General features: G+C 60.6%; 17 protein-coding genes and 1 riboswitch. Of the genes, 8 read left to right on the top strand and 9 right to left on the bottom strand.

Features of this window, described 5'->3' with window-relative positions; all coding sequences use genetic code 11:
- Positions 1–280 precede the first annotated feature (280 nt).
- Positions 281–463, top strand: coding sequence for a YegP family protein (locus PYR65_RS12720; RefSeq protein WP_060640926.1), 183 nt, complete (start codon positions 281–283; stop codon positions 461–463).
- 206 nt (positions 464–669) lie between these two features.
- Here PYR65_RS12720 and PYR65_RS12715 read toward each other — a convergent pair whose 3' ends face one another.
- The 6 genes from PYR65_RS12715 to PYR65_RS12690 all read right to left on the bottom strand — a co-directional run bounded on the left by PYR65_RS12715 (position 670) and on the right by PYR65_RS12690 (position 5330).
- Positions 670–1026: an endonuclease domain-containing protein gene (locus tag PYR65_RS12715; RefSeq protein WP_276118244.1), complete on the bottom strand. Its 357-nt coding sequence runs from the start codon at positions 1024–1026 to the stop codon at positions 670–672.
- A gap of 509 nt (positions 1027–1535) precedes the next feature.
- Positions 1536–1934, bottom strand: coding sequence for a VOC family protein (locus tag PYR65_RS12710; protein WP_276118243.1), 399 nt, complete (start codon positions 1932–1934; stop codon positions 1536–1538).
- Positions 1935–1987: 53 nt separating this feature from the next.
- Positions 1988–2335, bottom strand: a complete 348-nt coding sequence (locus PYR65_RS12705; protein WP_276118242.1) for a chaperone modulator CbpM — start codon at positions 2333–2335, stop codon at positions 1988–1990.
- 3 nt (positions 2336–2338) lie between these two features.
- Positions 2339–3244, bottom strand: a complete 906-nt coding sequence (locus PYR65_RS12700) for a J domain-containing protein (RefSeq protein WP_276118241.1) — start codon at positions 3242–3244, stop codon at positions 2339–2341.
- Positions 3245–3416: 172 nt separating this feature from the next.
- Complete coding sequence (locus PYR65_RS12695) at positions 3417–4469, bottom strand: L,D-transpeptidase family protein (protein ID WP_276118240.1); 1053 nt, start codon at positions 4467–4469, stop codon at positions 3417–3419.
- Positions 4470–4634: 165 nt separating this feature from the next.
- On the bottom strand, positions 4635–5330 hold the full coding sequence (locus tag PYR65_RS12690) for a L,D-transpeptidase (RefSeq protein WP_276118239.1): 696 nt from the start codon (positions 5328–5330) through the stop codon (positions 4635–4637).
- 538 nt (positions 5331–5868) lie between these two features.
- On the opposite strand from PYR65_RS12690, the gene PYR65_RS12685 reads away from it, so the two are divergent.
- Both PYR65_RS12685 and dapA read left to right on the top strand, forming a co-directional pair.
- Entirely contained in the window at positions 5869–6357 is a 489-nt protein-coding gene (locus PYR65_RS12685) for a hypothetical protein (protein WP_276118238.1), read from the top strand.
- Positions 6354–7274 (top strand): 4-hydroxy-tetrahydrodipicolinate synthase, encoded by a 921-nt coding sequence (gene dapA, locus PYR65_RS12680; protein ID WP_276118237.1) that lies wholly within the window; start codon positions 6354–6356, stop codon positions 7272–7274. Before PYR65_RS12685 ends, dapA begins: the two co-directional genes overlap by 4 nt.
- A gap of 167 nt (positions 7275–7441) precedes the next feature.
- On the opposite strand, the gene PYR65_RS12675 is transcribed toward dapA, so the two are convergent.
- Positions 7442–7579 (bottom strand): hypothetical protein, encoded by a 138-nt coding sequence (locus PYR65_RS12675; RefSeq protein ID WP_276118236.1) that lies wholly within the window; start codon positions 7577–7579, stop codon positions 7442–7444.
- On the opposite strand from PYR65_RS12675, the gene PYR65_RS12670 reads away from it, so the two are divergent.
- On the top strand, positions 7578–7847 hold the full coding sequence (locus tag PYR65_RS12670; RefSeq protein WP_276118235.1) for a hypothetical protein: 270 nt from the start codon (positions 7578–7580) through the stop codon (positions 7845–7847). The genes PYR65_RS12675 and PYR65_RS12670 overlap by 2 nt on opposite strands.
- Positions 7848–8020: 173 nt before the next feature.
- Positions 8021–8380 carry a hypothetical protein gene (locus PYR65_RS12665; RefSeq protein WP_276118234.1) on the top strand — a complete coding sequence of 120 codons (360 nt, stop codon included), beginning with the start codon at positions 8021–8023 and terminating at the stop codon, positions 8378–8380.
- Positions 8381–8439: 59 nt separating this feature from the next.
- On the opposite strand, the gene PYR65_RS12660 is transcribed toward PYR65_RS12665, so the two are convergent.
- Positions 8440–9423: a DUF1775 domain-containing protein gene (locus tag PYR65_RS12660; protein ID WP_276118233.1), complete on the bottom strand. Its 984-nt coding sequence runs from the start codon at positions 9421–9423 to the stop codon at positions 8440–8442.
- 99 nt (positions 9424–9522) lie between these two features.
- Entirely contained in the window at positions 9523–9918 is a 396-nt protein-coding gene (locus PYR65_RS12655; RefSeq protein ID WP_276118232.1) for a DUF2946 family protein, read from the bottom strand.
- Between the two features lie 161 nt (positions 9919–10079).
- Positions 10080–10167: riboswitch (glycine riboswitch) on the top strand.
- Positions 10168–10310: 143 nt separating this feature from the next.
- Between PYR65_RS12655 and gcvT the strand changes: the two genes are divergently transcribed.
- The 3 genes from gcvT to gcvP are packed head-to-tail and all read left to right on the top strand — an operon-like array spanning position 10311 to position 14692.
- Complete coding sequence (gene gcvT / locus PYR65_RS12650) at positions 10311–11450, top strand: glycine cleavage system aminomethyltransferase GcvT (protein ID WP_276118231.1); 1140 nt, start codon at positions 10311–10313, stop codon at positions 11448–11450.
- Between the two features lie 15 nt (positions 11451–11465).
- Positions 11466–11828 carry a glycine cleavage system protein GcvH gene (gene gcvH, locus PYR65_RS12645; protein WP_060640913.1) on the top strand — a complete coding sequence of 121 codons (363 nt, stop codon included), beginning with the start codon at positions 11466–11468 and terminating at the stop codon, positions 11826–11828.
- The gene (gene gcvP, locus PYR65_RS12640; protein WP_276118230.1) at positions 11828–14692 is read left to right on the top strand and encodes an aminomethyl-transferring glycine dehydrogenase; all 2865 of its coding nucleotides are present in this window, start codon (positions 11828–11830) and stop codon (positions 14690–14692) included. The genes gcvH and gcvP overlap by 1 nt, the downstream gene beginning before the upstream one ends.
- Positions 14693–14758: the final 66 nt, after the last annotated feature.

Raw genomic sequence — 14758 nt, 5'->3', positions numbered from 1 at the left:
CATATTTTTTTGACTTTTCTCCCCCTCGGCGGGGGAGAAAGCAATTTCAACATCTTAGCTTCAGCTAAGTGTTAGAAATTGCAAGAGAGGGGGTAGGTTCGGGAAAGGAATTTGATCCCATTCAACAAAATCAACACCGCAGCTAAGATATTGTTTTGACCTCATATCCCGCAAATGAATATGCAAAAATCTTAAAATCATCTTAAAGTTGTATCTAATTGGTGGAGGCCCTTCCCCGAATCCCATACCTCTCGATTCGCACTTGAATTGGAGGAAAGAAATGGCGAGTTGCAAAGATAGAAATGGCGACACCTGGGAAATCTATCAGGGAGGCGACGGTTGGCGTTGGCGGCGCACGGCTGCAAACGGCCGCATCGTCGGCTCATCGACACAGGGCTACTCGAACCGCAGTGACTGTATCGACAATGCCAAGCGAAATGGCATGACCTGCACCCCGGCCTGACGCGAGGTCCGATATGTCGATAGACTTTTCTCCCCCATAGCGGGGAGAAAGCAATTTCAACATCTTAGCTTCAGCGAAGTGTTGGAAATTGCGAGAGAGTAGGCATGGGCGCAGGAAACAGACCCCCTCACCAACAAAATCTAACACTTAGCTGAAGCTAAGATGTTGATTTTGTGTCCTCTCCCGCAAGGGGAGAGGTAGGGCTCTCATTCGCCGGTGTTTTTCAGTTCGGCCAGGATTGCCAGGCAAACGGCGTCGAGGTTTTGTACGACCTCGTCGTTCCAGAAGCGCAGGATCCGAAATCCCTGGCCGCGAAAGAAAGCATTCCGCACAAGGTCGCGCGTGTTGTCCGCATGCTGAGATCCATCGACCTCGACGATCACCCGCGCTTCGAAGCAGACGAAATCGAGGATATAGCCGTCGAGCGGCACCTGCCGTTTGAATTTGAAACCTTCCAGCTGGCGGTTGCGGACCGCTTGCCACAAAAGGTTTTCCGCCACAGTCGCATCCGCGCGCATGGTTCTGGCGAAATGACGATGCGGATCGGGGACCTTGCGATGCATGCAGGTTTTCCGGAGGCGTGTGGAGGTGCAGCAAAGCTACCTCTCCCCTTGCGGGAGAGGAAGAAAAATCAGCATCTTAGCTTTAGCTAAGTGCTAGATTTTTCAGGTGAGAGGTTAGGCATGGGGGCACAAACAGAGCCCCTCACCAACAAAATCTAACACTTAGCTGAAGCTAAGATGTTGATTTTGTATCCTCTCCCGCAAGGGGAGAGGTACGTCCTTACCAATGTTTCTGCCATTTCGGCCCGGATGGCTGTGGCGAAACGACGGCATCTGGAACCTTGCGATACATGCAAGTTTTCCGGAGGCGTGTGGAGGTGCGGCAAGCATATCTCCCCCTCGGCGGGGGAGAAAGCAATTTCAACATCTTAGCTTTAGCTAAGTGTTAGAAATTGCAAGAGAGGGGGGAGGCATGGGCGCACAAACACCCCCTCACCTGAAAAATCTAGCACTTAGCTGAAGCTAAGATGCTGATTTTTCTTTCTCTCCCGCAAGGGGAGAGGCAACGCTCACTCCGCAACCGCCTGCGTGTGATCGTTGATCTCGATCCAATACCCATCCGGGTCCTGCAGATACGCCTGCCGGAACCCGTCGCGCCGCACGCCGATCTTCCCCAAATTCCCCGGCCAGTCATAAAACGTCACGCCTTTGGCGGCGATATCCGTAACGAAGGCGTCGAGATCATCGATGCGGAGTGCAAAATGCGTGTCCTTGGTGAGGTGCGTCGCGCCAAAATCGCCCTCGATCAGGTGGATCGTGTCGAGGCCGCCGATGGTCAGCCAGGCGACGTTGGCGCTGCCGGAGCGCTCGATCGGGGTAAAGCCGAGAATATCGGTGTAAAAGGCGACGCTGCGCTCAAGGTCACGAACCAAAAGTGCGAAATGATCGAGGCTGTAGATATGCCGCATTGAAAACTCCTCCCGTCATGCCGGATGAGGCGTGACGTCATAGTGCCGAGCAGTTAGCGCATGCCCTCAAGCTTCCTCACCACACTGCGGGCAACATCACCGTCCTGTTCGCGGACCGCATCGGTCAGCGCGTGCAGTTTAGAGCGCAGGCCGTGAACCTGATCGACCAGTGCCATGATGACGTCGATGCCGTCCTGATTGACGCCCATGCTCTGCGACAGATCAAGGATCAACAGGCCGCGCGCCAGATCGGCGTCGTGGAACGCCTCGTTCTGCCCGGTCAATTCCTGCCCGGTCAATTCCGGCCCGGTCACTTCCGGAATGATCCATTGCCGGTCGATCCATATTGTCAGCGTGGAGGAAACGATGCTGAGGCGCTCGCAAAACTCCAGATGGTCCATGTCTCAATCTCCCCAGGCTTTGCGAGGATTGTGGGCCTGCCCTGCCGTCCAGGTGGTGGCGAACGCGGTCAGGTCCGGATCGGCGGTCTCCGGCAGCATGATCTTCAGCGTGATATATTGATCGCCATTGCCGCCGCCGCGCTTGGCGGCGCCCTTGCCCTTGAGCCGCAGCGTCTTGCCGGTGTTGGAATGGGGCGGCAGGGTCAGCATGACGCTGCCGGATATGGTGGGAACATTGACCTTGCCGCCGAGGATCGCTTCGCGCAGCGAAATCGGCATGTCGATGCGGATATCGTCGCCGTCGCGGGTGAAGATGGGATGCGGCCGGACATGGATCTCGATCAGCGCATCGCCGGCCGGGCCGCCGCCTGCGCCAGGGTCACCCTTGCCGCGCAGCCGCAGCGTCTGGCCTTCCTGCGTGCCCGGCGGCACCTGCAGATCGAGCACGGCTCCATCCGGCAGCGTGATCTTTTCCTTCGAGCCGTTGACCGCATCGAGGAAATTCACCTCCATGGAGAATTGCAGATCCCTGCCCTTGGCGCGCATTGGCCCTCGCCGTGAAAAGAAGCTGGTTAAGATATCGTCGGTATCGGTGAAATCGGAAAATCCGCTGCTGTTCTGGTAACGCGCGTCGCCGCCGGGGGCGCCGGCATATTCGCGGTAATAGTTCCGCGGCGCCTGCTCGGTTCCCGCGCCATCGATTTCGCCCTTGTCGAAACGGGCCCGCTTGTCCTCGTCGCCGAGGATGGAATAGGCCTCGGAGACCGTCTTGAAACGATCCTCGGCACTCTTGTCACCGGGGTTAAGGTCGGGATGCAGCTTTTTGGCAAGCTTGCGATAGGCGCTCTGAATTTCTTTTTGCGTTGCGGTCTTCGCCACGCCGAGTGTCTTGTAGGGGTCGTTGGCCATGGGGCTCCCGCCGAAGCGTTGTCGTGACTGTGAAGATAGGCCATCTGCGTGCGAGAGCAAGCATTTGCAATGGACCTGATGGCAATGAAAAATGGAATAGCAGACGCTGGCGGCAGGCCGAAACAAAACAGCGCGAAAACGCGCGCGCCTGCCTTTATATCGCTTAAAAGTTTTATCGCCCGTCAAAAGGGTCCGCAAGCGCCGCTTCCGGGCGGCTGATCGGGTATTTGGTGCCCGAAATGCTGGCGGCCAGTTTTTTCGGACCCTGCGCCTTCAGGAGCGCACGAAAACTCGGATGCATGCCGCCGTCGGAATAGGCGCTAAGCGTCGAGCTTGCCGGAATGGAGCTTGTCACCGCCGTGTCGAGCTTGCGCTCTTCCGCCTGGATTTTTGCCATCGCCTGCGGCTCGAGCTGGTTGACGGCGGGTGGGCATGCCGCGAGCGGATCGGCTGGTTCGCCGCCCTCGAATTCCTTGTTGAAGACGTAACGGCGTTCGCAGACCGAAACCTTCGGCTGGCGGCGCGTCACCTCGAAGGCGTCGTAACCTTCCTTCATCGTGCGCCAGAACGGCATGTTCGGATCGCCGCGATGGCTGGTCATGTTCTGCGCCGTCATGCGGAACGGATAGGCCTGAACCTGGAATTTCTCCTGGCCGCCCGACAGCGCCTTCTGCACGATCGCATAGATTTCGCCCACACCCTGGTCGGTCATCGCATAGCAGCCCGACGATGAGCAGGCGCCATGCACCATCAGCGCCTCGCCGGTATAGCCAAGCGCCGATTCCAGCCGGTTGGGGTAGCCGAGGTTGAAGGAGACGTAGAATTGCGAGTTGGGGTTCAGCATACCGGCCGAGACATGATAAAAGCCTTCGGGCGCATGCCGGTCGCCCACTTTGGTCTTCGGCCCGAGTTCGCCCGACCAGCGGCAGATCGGATAGGTCTTCAAAAGCGCGTAAGCGCCGGATTTGTTGACCTTCCAGACTTCCAGCTCGCTTTCCTGCTTGAAGATCCGCACCAGGACCGGGCTTTCCGGTTTCATGCCCTTCTTCGACATCTCGGCGATCATCTTGCCCGAGAGTTTCGGCGGCGCCTCGGAGAGATCGTCGAGCGCCATGCAGCCTGACAGCGCAACGCCAAGCGCAAGCGCTGCCAATGTCCGCGACACGAATGTGCGGGCAGAGCGGATGCGCTTGGAGGCGCGATGAAGGGCAAGCCGAGAATTCATGAAAGCGTCTATCGCTGCAAATCGTGCCAAAGTTTTGTCGGACGTGTCAAATCAGGACGATCACTGATTTAATTATCGCAGAATCCGATATTGCGGTTAGCGTCCGGTTAATATCGGCGCTCCCGTTTCAGGAGGCAGGTGCGGTTGCACCCGCCTCCCAAGGGCTTACTGGTAGACGACGATCTTGGCTTTTGCAGGAACGCGCTGATAGAGGTCGATCACGTCCTGGTTCATCAGCCGCACGCAGCCCGACGATACCGCCTTGCCGATCGATTTCCATTCCGGATTGCCGTGCAGCCGGTAGAGCGTGTCTTCGCCGTTCTGGAAGATATAAAGCGCCCGGGCACCGAGCGGATTTTTCAGCCCCGGCTCCATGCCGCCATTGGCGATCGAATATTTGGCAAGGCTCGGCTGGCGCGCCACCATTTCGTTCGGCGGCTTCCAGCGCGGCCAGGCCTGGCGCCAGTGGATGATACCGTCACCCTGCCAGGCAAAGCCGTCACGGCCGATACCAACGCCGTAGCGCATGGCGGTGCCACCGGGCTCGATCACATAAAGCAGCCGCGACGGCGTATCGACGACGACGGTGCCGGGTGCTTCGCCTGTGCGGTCGGCCACGCGCTGGCGGTAGAATTGCGGATCGATCTGCTGATAGGGAATGGCCGGGATCAGATAGCCGCCGTCTTCGACCGGGCCGTACATGACCTGAAGTTCGGCATCGGACGGTGGCCCGATCGGGCGGGTGATCCGCGCAGGCATTGGCGCAGAGCCGCCCGGCATTGTTGTGGAACAGCCGGCAAGCGTGCCTGCCGCAAGAACGCCGAGAAAACCGCGGCGGGAAAAACTGTGATCGGTCGTCATGAGCCCCATCATTCGCTATTTCAGCAATATCGTCCGGCCCATCTGGAGGACGCAGACCGCAGAGGCACCAGACAAGCAGTGCGCCACGCGTCTTCATCGCTGAGGAATCGGATCAAATTCCTTATGCAACCAATCCTCTGCCTTTCCAACGGGACATGCCGCTTCCAGCACCAAGTTTGCCGTCTGGTCACCACATAGTGATCCGCCGTTGCGGGAAAGACGCAGCTTGGACGATCCGCCGTTCCTTCGTTCCCCTATGAAACCTTTATCTCTTGGCCCCTGTCCTGGGATGGATTTCCAATGCGGCAAGCCCCTAGTCTTCAGGCATCCGAAACAGGTCACTGCCACGATGCTTATGCCTCACCTTCATCCCACCCATCTTTCAGCGCTCAAAATCGGGCGGTCCAGCCGATCGCGGCCTGACGCTTCATCACCCTCCCGCAGGCAGCGCCGCGCCCGTCTGACGGCCTTCTTGAACGCGGCAGCGATCTTTCTCTCGCTTGCCGGTATTGGCGTCCTTCTGGTCATTGCCTGAGACATGGCCACGCTATCGGGACAGCCTGCCGCAACCACAGGTCTTTTCGAAGGAATGGCCGCGCAGGCAGCACTCGCGAGCCTGATGGACCGCGTTGGCGCAGCGCGGGTTCTGCGCGAACACCATGTCTGGGAAGCCGTGCGCATTCTACCTGAAACGGCTGGCCTGCCCGAGGATATCAAGCAATCGCCGGAGTTGCGCCGTCTGATGGAGAAGGAAGCCTTTACCGCCGCCCTTCGCCTTCTCGCACATGCCTGTACTCCCGCCCGCGACCTCAGCGATCTCGAGCCGCATGGCGATTGCTGGACGGCCACCGTGTCCGCCTACGGTGGCCTTGACCGCGCACGCCGGTGCAGGTTCACGCAAGCCGGCCATCGCGATCCCCCGGCCGCCGTCCTCATCGCGCTTTTGGGCAGCGCCATCCGCACATCCTCACGGTTTGTGCGCCAAAAGTGGAGCAAAGCCGCTGTGCAACAGGAACTTGGAAAATGAGTGGAAACGCGCGGCCCATGCCGCAAGGCGCAATCTGTGATCTCATCACACCCTTTCAGGGCGACCAGATCGACGAAGCCGCCTTCGCCGACCTCGCCGAATGGCAGATCAACAGCGGCATCTCCGGTCTTCTCGTCGCCGGACCCACCGGTGAACCCTGGGCTCTAAACGATGACGAGCGGACGCGGCTAATCAGGTTTGCCGTTGCCGTTGCCGACAACCGCGTCCCGGTTTTTGCCGGCACGGGCACCAACTGCACGGAAACGACGGTCGCGCGTACGGCAGAGGCGAAGAATATGGGAGCGGCGGCGGCCTATGTGGTGACGCCCTATTACAGCAAGCCGTCTCAGGAAGGCCTGTTTCGCCATTATCAGGCGATCGCCGATCGGGTCGACCTGCCGCTGATCATCGGCGTCGCACCGCAGCGCACGGCCATCGATCTGTCTTCCCGGACACTGGAGCGCCTGGCAGGCCTCGAACAGATCATCGGTATCGCCGATGAAACAGGAGATATTGCAAGGCTTGTACCTATGCCCGCCGCCCTGCGGCAGCGTTTCGCGCTCTATTCCGGCCATGATCTGACCGCCATGCCCTTCACGCTCATGGGTGGCCGTGGGGTGATTTCGTCCGCCGCCAATCTGGTGCCACGATTGACCGTTGCGCTGCATCAGGCGCTCGCCACCAGAAACCAGCGATCGGCACAGAGCCTGCAGGAGCGCCTCGCCCCGCTGTTTCAGGCGCTGGAACGTGAACCCGGAGCAGCGGGCATCAAATACGGTCTCAGCCTGCTCAGAGGCATCAGCGACGATGTCCGGTTGCCGCTGACGCCGGTGGTTGCGGAAACCACCGCAGCGATCCGCATGGCGCTCGCGCCTGTCCTGAGCAAACCCGCGCCCGCACAAAGGCAATTCCTATGAGATTTTAAGAACAAACCTGCCGGCCACGCATGGAACGGCAATGGCAAGGCACATATTTTATCATGGCAATCAAGAGCTTAACGAACCAACAGGAAGAACAGGTCATGCAGCCGCTGGGCGTTCGAAGTTCATCAGACACGCAGGCACCGCCAGATCGCAGTACGCTGTCAGGCGCCCTCGTCCGTCTGGTTGCCGTCTTTGCCTGTGCCGGCATCATTCAGCTTCTGGCCAGCGGGTTTCTGCCCTGAGGCGCAGAAAGCCAACAGCAACACCCGTTCAACAACACGAAGGTCAACAAGGATCATGGGCAGTCGATATCCCCTCACCAACACACAGTCTGCAACGCCGCGTTTCACCGTCGGCTGCGATCATCACGGCTGGTGGGTCGTGCACGACCGGCTGGGCCGGGTCGGCGGACTGTTTGCCAGCGAAGCCGCAGCCCTGCATTTTGCCGATGAGGAAAGCAATCACGACGTCTGCGCGGTGTGCCGCGCACCGGCCGGCAAATGCGTCGAACTCGACGGCATAACCGCCGTAGCGGTGCGCACTACGTCTTTGCGGCGTTACGCCTGAACCTTTGGGGCGCGCGCTTTCCCCGGCGGTCTGCGCCCCCTTTTTCCCTCAGCTAATCCATAGGATTTGCCTTAAATGCGGCCGCGCGATTTCACCGGGGTGAAACGCGGGCCGGGTTAAAACCGACGATCGATTGTCTATTCGAGGGAGCGCCCGCCAAGGGCAGATCGTTCATGACCCTGGTCGTCACCATGTCAGCCAACACGGCGGCTTATGCGGCGCAAGCGCTCAAGCCGTCCGCACGCGTGAGCGGCGATGGCCCGACCGACGAGGCGATCACCCTGCTTTCGGCCCGGCCGAAGGAGGATGCGGCCAATACCCACGCCGCCATCGCCGCCCTTCGCAGCCCGACATCGCTCTCCCTGATGCTGATGAGTTCCCACAGCCGCCTGCCCCAGGGCACGCGCGGCGAAGTGGTCCGCCGCTATATGGAATTCGGCCCGGACGAGCCGGAAACCGGGGAAAGCGACGAGACATTGGCCGCAGACGGCGAAACGGACGGCACTGAACAGGATTTCATCGCCAAACGGTAACGGCGCGGTGTCCCGCGCCGTCATTGGTCCGCTCGAAATCCCCTGGGTCTTACTGGGTCTTACTTGTGCTTGCGGGCACCACCGGCTTTGCCGGCTTGGAGCACGTAATCGACCTTGCCAGCCTTCTCGAAGGTCAGCGTCACGGGAATGTTGTCACCTTCGGCAAACGGCGTCTTCACCTCCATGAACATCAGGTGCAGGCCACCCGATTGAAGCGTCACGGTTTCGCCGGCCGGAATGGCAATGCCCTCTTCCAGCTTGCGCATCTTCATCACGTCGTTCTGCATGGTCATTTCATGCAGTTCGACGCGGCCCGCCGCCGGGCTTTCGACGGAAAGCAAGGTATCGTCTTCGCTGCCATCATTCTTGATGATGAAACCACCGCCGCCGACCTTGGCGCCCGGCAGCATCGCCTTGACCGCACCGCCGGAAATCTCCAGCGAACCGGCTTTGACCGGCACGCCATACGCGGTGGCCATGCCAGCCATCGCAGCCATGTCATCGTGATCGTGGCCCCCGGCCTTTGCGGGCGTAACAGTCACCGTTGGTGCCGGATGTTCCAGCGAATGGGCGCTCTGCCCTTCGGCGGGGATTTCATCCCAGACGACTTTACCTGACGTGCCGCAGAGCTGCGTCACCGGAAAAGCGAGCTGGGTTTCCTGCTCAAAGCCGGAAATCTTGCCGCTGATGACGAAGGTGTCGTAATAGTCGTCCGAGAGATTGCCGTTCTTCCAGCGGATTTCCAGCGGACCCGACGTCACCGCCGTGCCGTGATTGTCATAGCTCTTCTGGTAATCGCCTTTGATGATCTCCAGCTCCCAGCCGGCTTTTGGCTGCGGCTTGGCAAAAACGAAGCCTTCCGGAAGCTTGACCTGTACTTCGGTGGTCGCCTCGCCGTCGCATCCGTGCGGGATCTGCAGCACGGCCTTGAAGCTGCTTTCAGATGCCGCCTCATCGGTTTCGAAGGAAGCATGCGCCTGCGCTGAGGCCGCAGCACCGAGCGAAAAAGCAAGGGCAAGCAGGGTTGTTCTGGTCTGTCTCATCGATCTGTCTCCGGACCTGAGCCTGCCAATCCCGGCAGGACGGTCAATGCCGCAACGGCGGCTGAATGCTCTGGATACTATGGAATTTTTGGAAAGACGTCAGAGCAAGACCGGCGGTGCGCGCGATTGCGGCAGGAGGCGCGGGTTCGGCACGAAAACTGCCGCATACTCCACTGGGATCGAGACGTGAAAGGCCGTGCGGATAACGAGATAGCCCTCGCCCGCTGGTGCCGGCAAAAGGACCGAGGCAGACAGCCGGCAATAGTCGCAGACCGGTGCCAGTCCCTGATGCGAGGAACCGTGGTCCTTGCCATTGACACCATCCAGACTGAAGCAGATATCGCCGGTCGTTCCATCCGGCAGCATATACTGCGCCGCGATCGATGGCGTAATCTGACGGGCAAACGCCGGCTGGTGGGCAAAGGACAGGAACAGGAGCGCCAGTGCCGAAAGCACCCGCACCGCCACCCGTATCTGCCGCCCGGCTCTCGCCATTGATGATCTCCGTCTCCGCAAATTGCGTTATCCCCTGTCCGTAAAAAAAGCAAAGGCTGATTTTTCGCGCAGGTTCCTGCCAGTAAAACAGCCACGACAAAAATCTGTTCGGGCGCGACATTTTACACTTGCCAAGCCGCCGGCATCGCCGTTATCTGAACCCGATCTTGTTGGGAGAATCCGGTTTGCGCCGGTGCCGAAGGAGCAACCGCCCCGGAAACTCTCAGGCCAAAGGACCAGCAAGGTGCCGGTAGGACTCTGGAGAGAAGCATTTCCGCTCGCCGAAGGGATAACAATCTCAGGCAAAGGGACAGAGGGGGCTCGAGGATACGTCGCAGAAACATGCGCCGTGGAGATGAGCCGGCGCGTGGCGCCAGACCTGGAGGCCGGACTTGAACGAACATTCCCCTTTGAAACAGACACCCCTGCATGCGCTGCACGTGTCGCTGGGTGCCCGCATGGTGCCGTTTGCCGGCTACGACATGCCGGTGCAATATCCCGCCGGCGTCATGAAGGAGCATCTGCATACCCGCGCTGCCGCCGGACTTTTCGACGTTTCGCATATGGGACAGGTGATCCTGCGGCCAGAATCCGGCCGGATCGAGGACGCAGCACTGGCGCTGGAAAAGCTGGTGCCGGTCGATATTCTCGGTCTTGCGGAAGGGCGCCAGCGCTATGCGCTGTTGACCGGTGAGGACGGCACTATCCTCGACGACCTGATGGTCGCCAATCGCGGCGACCATCTGTTTCTCGTCGTCAACGCCTCCTGCAAAGAGGCCGATTTTTCCCATCTGCAAAAGCATCTCGGCGACACGTGCGAGCTCACCCTGCTTGACGACCGCGCGCTGATTGCGCTGCAGGGACCACGCGCCGAATGCGTGCTTGCCGAACTCTGGGCCGATATCGCCACCATGCGCTTCATGGATGTCGTTGAAGCAGATCTGCACGACGTGCCCTGCATCATTTCGCGCTCGGGCTATACCGGCGAGGACGGTTTTGAGATCTCGATCCCGGCCGCATCGGCAGAGGACGTGACCCGCCGCATCCTCGAACATCCCGATGTCATGCCGATCGGCCTTGGCGCCCGCGATTCGCTGCGTCTCGAGGCAGGCCTGTGTCTCTATGGCAATGATATCGACACCACGACGACGCCGGTCGAGGCTGGCCTCGAATGGGCGATGCAGAAGGCGCGCCGCACTGGCGGCGCCCGCGCGGGCGGCTTTCCGGGCGCCGGTGTCATCTTGCGCCAGTTTGCCGATGGCGCCACCCGCCGCCGCGTTGGCCTGAAGCCGGAGGGCAAGGCCCCGGTTCGCGGCGGCGCGCCACTCTTTGCCGACGCGGACGGCAAGACACCCATCGGCGCCGTCACATCCGGCGGCTTTGGCCCCAGCGCCGATCATCCCGTCGCCATGGGCTATGTCGATAGCGCCCATACCGCCAACGGCACCCAGGTTTTCGCGGAGGTGCGCGGCAAATACCTGCCTATCACCGTCGCCGCCCTTCCTTTCGTCACCCCGACCTACAAACGCTGATCAGGAGCTGAACCCATGCTGAAATTTACCGATGAACACGAATGGCTGAAAATCGAGGGTGATATCGCAACCGTCGGCATCACAGCGCATGCCGCCGAACAGCTCGGCGACCTCGTCTTCGTGGAACTGCCGGAAGCCGGCACCGCGCTCGACAAGGGTGCGACCGCCGCGACCGTCGAATCCGTCAAGGCAGCCTCCGATGTCTATTGTCCGCTTGATGGCGAGATCGTCGAGAGCAACCAGGCGATCGTCGACGACCCGGCGCTGGTCAACAGCGACCCGCAGGGTGCCGGATGGTTCTTCAAGCTGAAACTGTCCGATCCGTCTGCCGTGAACGCCCTGTTGGACGAAGCGGCCTATAAGGAGCTGATCGCCTGATGAGCATGCCGAAGGATTTCACCTTTACCGATTACAAGCCGTATGACTTTGCCAACCGGCGCCATATCGGCCCCTCGCCCGATGAAATGACCGAGATGCTCAAGGTCATCGGCTATCAGAGCCTCGATGCCATGATCGACGACACCGTTCCGCCGTCGATCCGTCAGAAAGCCCCGCTCGCCTGGGGGGCTGCCATGACCGAGCGCGAGGCGCTCGACAAGATGCGCGAAACGGCCAACCGCAACAGGAAACTGGTCTCCCTGATCGGTCAGGGATATTACGGCACGATCACGCCGCCGGTCATCCAGCGCAACATCCTGGAAAACCCGGCCTGGTACACGGCCTATACGCCCTACCAGCCCGAGATCAGCCAGGGCCGTCTCGAGGCGTTGCTAAATTATCAGACGATGGTCTGTGACCTCACCGGTCTCGACGTCGCCAATGCCTCGCTGCTCGATGAGGCAACCGCCGCGGCCGAAGCCATGGCCATGGCCGAGCGCGTGGCAAAGTCCAAGGCCAAATCCTTCTTTGTCGATGAGGGCTGCCATCCGCAGACCATCGCGCTTTTGAAAACGCGCGCCGAGCCGCTCGGCTGGTCGATCGTCATCGGTAACCCCTTCACCGATCTCGATCCGGTCGATGTTTTCGGCGCGGTCTTCCAATATCCCGGTACCTACGGCCATGTGCATGATTTCACCGGCCTGATCGCACGGCTGCACCAGACGGGTGCAATCGCAACCGTCGCCGCCGATCCGCTGGCGCTGGCGCTCCTGAAGTCGCCGGGCGAAATGGGCGCCGATATCGCGATCGGCTGCACGCAGCGCTTCGGCGTTCCCGTCGGCTATGGTGGTCCGCACGCCGCCTATATGGCCGTCAAGGACGCCTACAAGCGCTCGATGCCCGGCCGTCTCGTCGGCGTATCGGTCGATGCGCGCGGCAACCGTGCCTACCGCCTGTCGCTGCAGACCCGCGAACAGCATATCCGCCGCGAAAAGGCGACGTCAAACATCTGCACCGCACAGGTTCTCCTTGCCGTGATGGCCTCGATGTATGCCGTCTTCCATGGCCCCAAGGGCATCAAGGCGATCGCCCAGAGTGTCCACCAGAAGGCCGTGCTTCTGGCGCTTGGGCTTGAAAAGCTCGGCTATGCCGTCGAGCCCGACGTGTTCTTCGATACGGTTACGGTCGATGTCGGCAAGCTTCAGGGCATCATCCTGAAAACGGCTGTGACGGAAGAAGTCAACCTTCGCCGAATCGGTACCACCAAGATCGGCATCAGCCTGGACGAGCGCTCACGCCCGGTCACGCTGGAAGCCGTCTGGCGGGCGTTCGGCGGCGATTTCAAGGTCGAGGATTTCGAGGCCGGTTACCGCCTTCCCGAAACGCTGTTGCGCACCAGCGAATACCTGACCCATCCGATCTTCCATATGAACCGTGCGGAAAGCGAGATGACCCGCTACATCCGCCGGCTGTCGGACCGGGATCTGGCGCTCGACCGCTCGATGATCCCGCTCGGCTCCTGCACGATGAAGCTGAACGCCACAGCCGAAATGCTGCCCATCACCTGGCCGGAATTCGCCGAAATCCACCCCTTCGTGCCGGCAGATCAGGCCGAAGGCTACCGCCACATGATCACCGATCTCAGCCAGAAGCTCTGCGAGATCACCGGTTATGATGCGGTCTCCATGCAGCCCAATTCGGGCGCGCAAGGCGAATATGCCGGACTTTTGACGATCCGCGCCTATCATCTTGCCAATGGCGATGGCCACCGCGACGTCTGCCTGATCCCGACCTCCGCGCATGGCACCAATCCGGCGTCCGCGCAGATGGCCGGCATGAAGGTCGTCGTCGTCAAGGTCAGCGATAACGGCGATATCGACATGGATGATTTCCGTGCAAAAGCAGAGCAGTATGGGAAAAACCTCTCGTGCTGCATGATCACCTATCCATCGACGCACGGCGTGTTTGAGGAAAATGTCCGCGAAGTCTGCGACATCGTCCATACGCATGGCGGTCAGGTCTATCTCGATGGCGCCAACATGAACGCCATGGTCGGCCTTGCCCGGCCCGGCGACATCGGCTCCGATGTCAGCCATCTCAACCTGCACAAGACCTTCTGCATTCCCCATGGCGGCGGCGGTCCTGGCATGGGGCCGATCGGTGTCAAGGCGCATCTTGCCCCTTACCTGCCCGGCCATCCCGAAACCGATGGCGGTGAAGGTGCGGTATCGGCAGCGCCGTTCGGTTCGGCCTCCATTCTGCCGATCTCCTGGAGCTACTGCCTGATGATGGGCGGCGAAGGGCTGACGCAGGCAACCAAGGTGGCGATCCTCAACGCCAACTATATCGCGGCACGGCTGAAGGGCGCCTATGATGTGCTCTACAAGTCGGCCAAGGGGCGCGTGGCGCATGAGTGCATCGTCGATACCCGTCCGCTGGTCGAAAGCGCCGGGGTGACCGTCGATGATGTGGCCAAACGCCTGATCGACTGCGGCTTCCACGCGCCGACCATGAGCTGGCCGGTTGCCGGCACGCTGATGATCGAGCCGACGGAATCGGAAACGAAGGCCGAACTCGACCGCTTCTGCGATGCCATGCTCGCCATCCGCGCCGAGGCGCAGGCGATCGAGGATGGCAAGATGGACCGGGTGAACAACCCGCTGAAGAATGCACCGCACACGGTCGAAGACCTGGTCGGCGAGTGGGATCGCCCCTATTCGCGCGAACAGGCCTGCTATCCGCCGGGCGCCTTCCGTGTCGACAAATACTGGTCCCCGGTCAACCGCGTCGACAACGTGTTCGGCGACCGCAACCTGGTCTGCACCTGCCCGCCCCTGGAGGACTATGCCGAGGCGGCAGAGTAAGGATTGAACGGAGGGGTGCCCAGGCGCCCCTTCTTCAACGGTGCACCCCTCCGTTTGCTCACAGAC

Source organism: Pararhizobium qamdonense, from assembly GCF_029277445.1.
In the GTDB taxonomy this organism is placed as follows: domain Bacteria; phylum Pseudomonadota; class Alphaproteobacteria; order Rhizobiales; family Rhizobiaceae; genus Pararhizobium; species Pararhizobium qamdonense.
The sequence above is the reverse complement of the archived record's forward strand: the minus strand, read 5'-3'. Positions and strand labels throughout refer to the sequence as shown.